The organism is Streptomyces sp. BE303, assembly GCF_036290945.1.
Classification (GTDB): domain Bacteria; phylum Actinomycetota; class Actinomycetes; order Streptomycetales; family Streptomycetaceae; genus Kitasatospora.
On the sequence record NZ_JAQYWZ010000283.1, the window covers coordinates 56,018 to 63,865 of the forward strand.

The 7,848-nt window shown below is 72.9% G+C and carries 7 protein-coding genes and 1 pseudogene; 4 read left to right on the plus strand and 4 right to left on the minus strand.

What is annotated here, in order from left to right; all coding sequences use genetic code 11:
• The first annotated feature begins 4 nt into the window (after window positions 1-4).
• Both PUR56_RS02510 and PUR56_RS02515 read left to right on the plus strand, forming a co-directional pair.
• Complete coding sequence (locus PUR56_RS02510) at window positions 5-490, plus strand: hypothetical protein (protein WP_329947663.1); 486 nt, start codon at window positions 5-7, stop codon at window positions 488-490.
• A 75-nt stretch (window positions 491-565) separates the two neighbouring features.
• Complete coding sequence (locus tag PUR56_RS02515; RefSeq protein ID WP_329947664.1) at window positions 566-1,051, plus strand: ATP-binding protein; 486 nt, start codon at window positions 566-568, stop codon at window positions 1,049-1,051.
• 138 nt (window positions 1,052-1,189) lie between these two features.
• Here the strand turns inward: PUR56_RS02515 and PUR56_RS02520 are convergent.
• Window positions 1,190-1,420 (minus strand): annotated as a pseudogene (locus PUR56_RS02520) (serine/threonine-protein kinase); the annotation flags it as partial.
• A 182-nt stretch (window positions 1,421-1,602) separates the two neighbouring features.
• Here PUR56_RS02520 and PUR56_RS02525 point away from each other — a divergent pair.
• Both PUR56_RS02525 and PUR56_RS02530 read left to right on the plus strand, forming a co-directional pair.
• The gene (locus PUR56_RS02525; RefSeq protein ID WP_380361292.1) at window positions 1,603-2,157 is read left to right on the plus strand and encodes a TetR/AcrR family transcriptional regulator; all 555 of its coding nucleotides are present in this window, start codon (window positions 1,603-1,605) and stop codon (window positions 2,155-2,157) included.
• 363 nt (window positions 2,158-2,520) lie between these two features.
• Window positions 2,521-3,711 (plus strand): agmatine deiminase family protein, encoded by a 1,191-nt coding sequence (locus PUR56_RS02530; RefSeq protein WP_329947669.1) that lies wholly within the window; start codon window positions 2,521-2,523, stop codon window positions 3,709-3,711.
• Window positions 3,712-3,798: 87 nt separating this feature from the next.
• Here PUR56_RS02530 and PUR56_RS02535 read toward each other — a convergent pair whose 3' ends face one another.
• From PUR56_RS02535 to PUR56_RS02545, 3 genes are all read right to left on the minus strand, one after another.
• Window positions 3,799-5,037, minus strand: coding sequence for an oxygenase MpaB family protein (locus PUR56_RS02535; protein WP_329947666.1), 1,239 nt, complete (start codon window positions 5,035-5,037; stop codon window positions 3,799-3,801).
• 371 nt (window positions 5,038-5,408) lie between these two features.
• The gene (locus tag PUR56_RS02540; RefSeq protein WP_329947667.1) at window positions 5,409-7,037 is read right to left on the minus strand and encodes a ricin-type beta-trefoil lectin domain protein; all 1,629 of its coding nucleotides are present in this window, start codon (window positions 7,035-7,037) and stop codon (window positions 5,409-5,411) included.
• A gap of 150 nt (window positions 7,038-7,187) precedes the next feature.
• Window positions 7,188-7,604: an SHOCT domain-containing protein gene (locus PUR56_RS02545; RefSeq protein WP_329879876.1), complete on the minus strand. Its 417-nt coding sequence runs from the start codon at window positions 7,602-7,604 to the stop codon at window positions 7,188-7,190.
• Between the last annotated feature and the right edge of the window lie 244 nt (window positions 7,605-7,848).

Consider the following 7,848-nt stretch of genomic DNA (forward strand, 5'->3'; position numbering starts at 1 on the left):
CGCCATGCTGCTGTTCGGACTTCTGCTGATCGTCGCGACCGGGGCCTTCACGGGCCTGCTGATCGCGGACAACCTGTCCGGCGGGCCGGAGTACCAGGTCACGATTCTGGGGCAGGACCTGGTGACGCTCGACGCCCTGGGGATCTTCCTGGCCGGTCTGGCGCTCGCCCTGCTGTTCTGTCTCGGTCTGGCGCTCGCCACGGCCCGGGTCTTCCGTCGGCGTCGTGGCGCCCGACACGCCGCCCGGTCCGGGAAGCACCCGGCCGAGGACGTCCGTCAGGACCGGCCGCCCGTCCGCGAGGAGGCTGCGGACCGTGAGGACTCCGGCGTCCGTGCGGACCCGGCCGTCCGGGACGTCAGGGGCGAGCCGCCCGCCCGTGGGGACGCACCGCGCTCGCCGTCCGTCGACGGGGCGGGCGGCCGCGCCGCCGCGGCACCGGGCGAGGAGGCCTCGCCCGGCGGCGGACTCCGCCGCTTGCCCGGACGCTGACACACGAGTCCGGGGCGCCGGCCGAGCGCCGACGGTGCCCCGGAGAGGACGACGAACCAGGAGGGATCGACTCTGATGACCTGCAGCCGGCTGTACGACGGGCCCGGCACGGCCGGGCTCGGCACCGCCGAACCCGGCACCCCTGCGTCGAGCACGGCCGACCCCGGCACCGGCCCCCCGTGGGAGGCCGGCCGGCTGCCGCTGTCGGCGCACCCCGGCGTGGTCTCCGCGGCGAGGGACTTCACGGCGTACCGGCTGGCGGGCAGAGCCGACCCGGTCGTGGTCGGGGACGCCGTGCTGCTGGTCTCCGAGGTGGTCTCCAACGCCTGCCGGCACGCCGGGACCCCGTACGACCTGCTGCTCGTCCAGGGGCCGGGACGGCTGCGCGCGGAGGTGTCCGACGGCAGTCCGCGCCCGCCGAGGCTCCGCACGACGCACGGTCCGGACGACGTCGGCGGCCTCGGCCTCTTCCTGGTGGACCGGCTCGCCCTGTGCTGGGGCTGGTACCCGCAGGGCCGGGGCAAGGTGGTGTGGTTCGAGTTCCGGCTGCCGGAGCCGTGACGCCCCGCGCCGGTGCTCAGGTGGAGCGGCGGTAGTACGTGACGCTGACGGTGACCGGGCCGCTGTCCGGGCTGGTCGCGAGTGGGCGGACGACGGCGAACTCCCGGCCGCCGGCCGCCCGGACGCAGAAGCTCCGGTGAGGTCGCGGTGGACGACACCGGCGGCGTGGATCGCCTGCGCCTCGGCGACCCCGGCCAGGAGCAGCAGGACGGTGCGTTCGGGCAGCGGACCGTGGCGGTGCACGACCTGCTGGAGGGAGGGGCCGGCCACGAGGGTGGTGGCGAGCTCGGGCCGGACGACCTTGAGCGCGACCGGGCGTCCGACGGGGGTGTACGCGAGATAGACGCGGCCCGTGCCGCCCGCGCCCAGCCGCGCGCAGAGGCACCGAAGGGTTCTGCGGTCATGCTGGCTCCAGCGGGTCGAGCGGGTGGCGGCGGTGCACCGCACGGACCATGTCCCGACTGTAGTTTCAGTCAGGATGGCCCCGGGGTCCGCGATCAGTCGGCCTCCCAGTAAGGTGACCGCTTGTGGCTGACCGTCGAACCCTGATCATGGAAGCGGCCGCGCGGGTCATCGCCCGGCGCGGTGTCCGCGGGCTGCGCGTGGAGGAGCTGGCGGCCGAGGCGGGCGTGTCCACCGCGCTGATCTACTACCACTTCAAGGACCGTGCGGGGATCCTCCGCGCGACGCTGGAGTTCATCAACGACCGCGCCGAGCGGTACACGGCGGAGCGCGCGGCGGACGCCCCGCCCCTCGACGCCCGGGGCGAACTCCGGCAGGCGCTGCTGCTGGAGCTCCAGGACACCCCCGAGGTGCGCGAGAACAGCACGGCGTGGGGGGAGCTGCGGGCGAGCGCCGTGTTCGATCCCGATCTCCGGGAGGACCTGGCCCGGGCCACGCTGGTGTGGGTCCAGGAGGTCACCGACCTGCTCGGCAGGGTGTACCCGATGAACGGGGCCGCCTCGCTCGCCGCCTCCGCTGAGCGGTTGACCGCGCTGCTGGAGGGGCTGAGCGTGCGCTGGCTCAGCGGGAGCCTGCCGGTGGCGCACGCGCGCGAGCTGATGGTCGGCGCGATCGACGGCGAACTGGAGAGGCTGCGCGGCTGACGCGCGCGGCGTTCCGCCCCGGGCCGGGACGGTCCGGGGCCTCGTCGTCTCCGGACTCCGGTGTCGCTGCCCGGGCCGACGCGCAGGCGTGTGCCTCGATTGTTGACTGAAAATTCAGTCAATGCGAGAGTGAAGGGAGCGGCGCCGGGCGACATCCGCCCCGGGCGCCCCGTGCAAGGCCACCGGCCGCGCCGGGCGCGTGCCTGCCGACGGACCGCCCCTGTCGGCGGGTGTCCGGCCACCTGGTGGGCAACACTCGATTCGGAGACCCGCATGAGCGACACCCACGGTGACAGCCGATCCCTGTTCGGCCGACTCTTCGGAGTGCGGGCCCCGCGCGGGTCGGTCCCGTCCCGCCGGACGATGCTGCGCGCCGCGGCCGGCGCCGGCCTGCTCTCCCTGGGCGCGGCGGCCTGCGCGTCGCCGGAGGGCCCGCAGGAGGCGCTTCCCCCGGGCCCCTCGGAGCCGCCCGCCCCGCCGGCGTCGCCCGCGCCGGGCGGGTCGCAGCCGCCCGCGCCCGGCGGCGGCGCGACCCCCGGTCGCCGGTTCGGCGCCGAGTGGGAGAGCCACACCCGGACCTTCATGTCCTGGCCGGCGTCCACCGGCATCTGGGAGGACCAGCTCCCCGAGGTCCGCGCGGACATCGCGCGGCTGGCGCGCGCCGTCGCCGGCTACGAGGCGGTCGTGATGTTCGCCCGCCCCGCGCAGGTGGCCGCGGCGCAGAACGCGTGCGGCAACGACGTCGAGGTCGTCCCGCTGCCCGTCGACGACCTGTGGGCCCGTGACACCGTGCCGGTGTTCGTCGAGGACGGATCGACGCTGAAGGGGGTCGACTTCAACTTCAACGGCTGGGGCAACCAGCAGAAGGAACACGCGAACGACTCGGCGCTGGCCGCCGCGGCCCTCGGGAGGTACGGGCTGGAACGGGTCGCCACGCCGCTGGTCGCGGAGGGCGGGTCCTTCGAGACCGACGGGGAGGGCACCCTGATGGTCACCGAGAGCTCGGTGGTCAACCAGCGCCGCAATCCGGGCCGGAGCCGGGACGAGATCGAGGCCGAACTCAGGAAGGCCCTGGGCGTGACCAAGGTGATCTGGTTCGCGGGCGTGCGCGACCAGGACATCACCGACGCCCATGTGGACTGCCTGGTGCGGTTCGCGGCGCCCGGGGTCGTGCTGCTGGACCAGCCGTTCCCCGGTGCGCCCGCCGACGTCTGGTCGCGCTCGGCCACGCGGGCCCGCGAGGTGCTGAAGTCCGCGACCGACGCCCACGGGAGGGCGCTGCAGTTGATCGACCTGCCGCAGCCCGATCCGGACCGGATCACCGGGAAGGGTGACGCCTTCGTCTCCTCGTACATCAACTTCTACGTGGCCAACAAGTCGTTGTTCATGCCGCGCTTTGGGGACGCCAGGGCCGACGACCGGGCGAAGCAGATCCTGCGCGACCACTTCCCCGGCCGCGACATCGTCCAGGTGAGGATCGACGGGATCGCCTCCGGGGGTGGCGGCATCCACTGCTCGACCCGCGACCAGCCCGGCAAGCCGGACGGGGGCTGACCCCTTCCCCCGCCGGTCGCCGTAGGGCGACCGGGTGCCCGGTGGGCGGGCTGCTCGTCGTCCACCGGGCGCACTTTCGTCGGCCGGTCAGCGGACGGGCATCTGGAGGTCGTAGTCGCGGAAGTCGACGGCGTACCAGGCGACGGTCTTCGAGGCGACCTTGAACATCTTCTCGTGGACGGGGACGAGCAGCGGGAACCTCTGCTGGATCTCGTACACGGGCCGGTAGAGGTGGGGGCCGAGGGTTGCGACGGGGATGTCCAGAGCCGGGTTGGGCTTGATGTCGAGGACGTCCCCGACGTGGGCGTCCATCATCCGGATCATGGAGGCGCCGACGGCGCCGGCGCCGGGGAAGATCTTCCGGTCCATCCAGTCCAGCATGTTGTGGGCCAGTTTGATGCCTTCGTCGGAGGGGGCCCGGTGGTGGGCGGCGGCGTCGGCGAGGACCTGGTTGCACTGGTCGAGGGTGCGCGGGTTGTACTTCTCCTGGATGCCGAGCAGCCGGCCGCCGACGCGGATCAGTTGCACCAGTTCGTCGATCTGCCGGGGGTTGGGGTGGAAGCCGAACTTGGCCGCGAGCTGGACGTTGTTGGCACCCACGTACACGAGCTCCTCGACCTCCAGCCGCTGGCTGATCGGCATGCCGTCCCGGGCCGCGTTCCAGCCGTGGGCCAGGCCCGCCTGCCGGGCCGCCGCGTGCACCAGCCGCAGCTTGACCAGGCTGATCACGGCGTTGCCCGACGGATCCCAGTTGCCGCCGTCGATGCCGTCCCAGAGGGTGTTCATGGTGCGGGAGAAGCGCCGGCCGATGTCCATCACGAGGTCGAACTTGGCGTACCAGACCGACTTGGCCAGCAGTGGGTCTGCCAGGGCGGTGAAGAGCCCACCGAAGGCCTCGGTCATGGTGATGGCCTCGAAATTGCCCTGGACGAGCTTGCCCGAGTCACCGTTCTTGATCAGGTCGATCGCGGCCCGTTCCTCCTCGGTCAGGACGGCGTTGCGGGTCAGGAAGTCGTGCAGCACCGACGGCGCCGCGTCCGGCACCGGTTGGTCGTTGCGGGTCCAGTCGTGGAAGACCCGGTTCGCCAGCTGCATCTGACCGGCGCTCACCAGCTCCTTGACGATCGCGTCGGCCTCGGGGTCGCCCTCCTGCGCGGCCTGATCGGTCGGCAGCTCCCAGGCCGGCCGGGGGCCGGGCCGGGCGGCCGGGTCGGGTGCCACAGGGCGGGCGGAGGCGCGGGCGGTGGCAGTGGCGGGCAGGCCGACGGCCGCACCTGCGGCGAGTGCGGCGGTCAGAGCGGTGCGCCGGGCGACGAAGTGGTCCATGTGGCCCATGGATAGTGGCTGGCCACCCGAAACCCGGTCAGCCACGCGGAGAGGGCTGCCGTCATGCCACCACCCGGGGCACCGCTGTCGGCCGCCCCGGCCGTTCGTCGACGCCGGCCCCGCGGTCCGGTCGCACAGCTCCGGACAGGCCGGCCCGTTGCCACACGGCGTGACCGAAAAGTCAGTCGACCGCAAGGCGGCGCTCCGGCCGGGCGTCCGCGAGCTCCGCGTCGCGCCTCGCCGAGCAGCCGGCGGGCGTGGTCGAGAGGGAGGGACCCGCTGAGCCACCGGACGCTCAGCCAGAGGCGGAACGGAAGCCCGACCGGAAGCCCGACCGGAAGCCCTGTCGGGCCCTGTCGGGCCCGGCCCGGTCAGGCCGCCGAGTACCAGACCTGGGCCGCGGTGCCGTTGCAGGTCCACAGGTTCAGCGGGACGCCCTGCACGGCGGTCGACTGCGGGTCGTCCAGGCACTTGCCGGACACGGGGTTCAGCAGGTAGCCGGTGGGCGACAGCAGCCACTGCTGCGTGGCCGATCCCGAACACGGCGCCAGCTGGACCGGGCTGCCGGCGGTGCCGGCGCTGCCCGCGTCCAGGCACGCCCCGGTGGAGACGCGCAGGGTGCCGTCCTTGACCAGCTGCCAGTTCTGCGGCGGGGTGGTGCCGGCGCCGCACGTGTGGAGACTGACCGAGCCGGCGTTCTCGACCCCGCCGCTCAGGCAGTAGGAGGTCGCCTTGTTGGTGAAGGCGGTCCACAGCGGCTGCCCGCTGTAGGGGTGGCGCCAGTCCTGTCCGCTCGCACCGCAGGTCCAGAGGATCAGCTGGGTGCCGTTGGTGGTCGAGGCGGCGGGGTCGGCCAGGCAGAGACCGGACTGCGGGTTCTGCAGGCCCTTGGCGTTCTGCCTCCACACCTGGGCGCCGGTTCCGTTGCAGGGGTAGAGCTGGACCGGGGTCCCGTTGACGGTTCCGCCGCCGGTGACGTCGAGGCACTTGCCGAGGGCCCTGACGGTGCCGTCGTTGCCGACCGTCCAGGTCTGGTTCGGCGTCGTGGCGCAGTCCCAGATGTCGGCGGGCATGCTGAAGGTCTCGGGGCCCGCCGAGTTGTTCCCGGCGTCGAGGCACTTGCCGGGGAGCCCGGACGTCACGTTGCCCGTCGGGAGGCCGACGGCGGGTTGGTAGGAGAAGGAGTTCGTGGCGAGTCCGGCGCCGCCGTTCCAGATCTCGAAGCCCGCCTGGACGGAGCAGAGCTTCCCGTCGGCGGGCACGTAGCCCCGGACCACGGCGTCGTTGGTGATCGCGCGCAGGTTCAGGGCGTAGACCGAGCCGACCGGGCTGGTCGCCAGGTAGCTGATGACCTGCTTGCCGTTGGCGGCGTTCTGGTACTGGTGGACCTGGTACGTCCGGCCGCCGAGGGCGACCTGCTGGGTGGCGGTGCCCAGCGGGACGGGTCCGCCCTGCCGGTCGAGCCAGATCATCAGCTCGTGCGAGGTCGTCGGACCGCACGCCTCGGCCGCGTCCGCGTACCAGAGGTCGTAGGCCGCGTTGTACTGCCCCGGGACGCCGGTGGTGGTCCGCCAGCCGGTCAGGGCGTCCCCCATCGTGGCCACGGGCGTGGGGAGTTCACCGGGACGCGGCACGTACTCGATGCGGGTGTACGCTCCCGGGGCTCCGGGCTTGGTGTTGGTGGCGCTGCTGAGGTCGCTGCGGGTGACCGTGAAGTTCGGGCCGCCGTCGCTCGTCATGCAGACCTCGGCCGCGGAGTTCCACTCGTCCGGCATGATCCGGTAACGGCCCCCGCCGACGACCGCCGAACCGAACGGCCCGTTGACCGACGAGCACAGCGACGCCGCCGGGTCCGCCTGCGCCGCCGTGACCAGGCCGCCCTGCAGTCCGCCGACCAGGGCGAGCGTCACGAGGACGGCCCGCGCGCGCCGCCGGAACGGCCGGACGGACGGGAGTCCACCCGTGCGTCCGGCCGTTCCGGCATGGTGATGAAGCCTCAAGTCTGTTCCCCCTGTGAGAGACGGGTGTGTCCCGACGGGATCAGACTGTAGTGCGAACGGTCCGCCGGTCCGCCCGGGTTTCGCACCCTCGGGGGGATCCGGGCCCGGTCGGCCGGGGCCGTGGGCCGGAGCGGTGGACCGGGGCGGCGGTCAGGCCAGGATCTTGGCCTTCGCCTGCGCGAACTCCTCGTCCGTGATGTGGCCCGCCGCGCGGAGTTCGCTGATCTTGGCCAGCTGATCCGCGGTGGACGGCTGGTCCGAGCCGGCCGCGGTGTCGCGGACGTACGTCCGGAACCGCTCCTCGCTCTGCTGCGCCCGGCTCAGCTCGCGCTCGCCCATGCCCCGCCCGCGGGCGATGAGGTAGACGAAGACACCGAGGAAGGGCAGCAGCACGACGAACACGGCCCAGCCGGCCTTGGCCCAGCCGCTCAGCGAGTCGTCGCGGAAGAGGTCGGCGATGATCCGGAACAGCAGCATGAACCAGAGGATCCACAGGAAGAACCAGAGCATGGTCCAGAAGATGTTGAGCAGCGGGTAGTCGGCCGCCAGGTTCGCCGCGAAGTGCATGGCGCTGATCTCCCGTCCCGGAACGGCCTGGGCCGGCCCGAAGGATGAGTGGGTTCATCCTCATGCTGCGCGTGGTGTGGGTTTTGCGCATCCGTGGGGGTGTGGGGGATGCACGACGCCGCTGGACCTGACCGGTGGTGTGGTCGGTGCAGCGGCGTTGTCGTGGGCCCGGTGGGTGGGGTGCCCGGTGGGTGGGGTGTTACTTGGTGAGGCCGGCCTTGACGGAGCAGACGGGCCAGGCGCC

Excerpts from the sequence above, each read along its gene's own strand:
- PUR56_RS02530 (WP_329947669.1), top strand. The coding sequence starts at position 2,521 with ATGCTGCGCGCCGCGGCCGGCGCCGGCCTGCTCTCCCTGGGCGCGGCG.
- PUR56_RS02510 (WP_329947663.1), top strand. The coding sequence starts at position 5 with ATGCTGCTGTTCGGACTTCTGCTGATCGTCGCGACCGGGGCCTTCACG.
- PUR56_RS02535 (WP_329947666.1), bottom strand. The coding sequence starts at position 5,037 with ATGGACCACTTCGTCGCCCGGCGCACCGCTCTGACCGCCGCACTCGCC.
- PUR56_RS02525 (WP_380361292.1), top strand. The coding sequence starts at position 1,603 with ATGGAAGCGGCCGCGCGGGTCATCGCCCGGCGCGGTGTCCGCGGGCTG.
- PUR56_RS02515 (WP_329947664.1), top strand. The coding sequence starts at position 566 with ATGACCTGCAGCCGGCTGTACGACGGGCCCGGCACGGCCGGGCTCGGC.
- PUR56_RS02545 (WP_329879876.1), bottom strand. The coding sequence starts at position 7,604 with ATGCACTTCGCGGCGAACCTGGCGGCCGACTACCCGCTGCTCAACATC.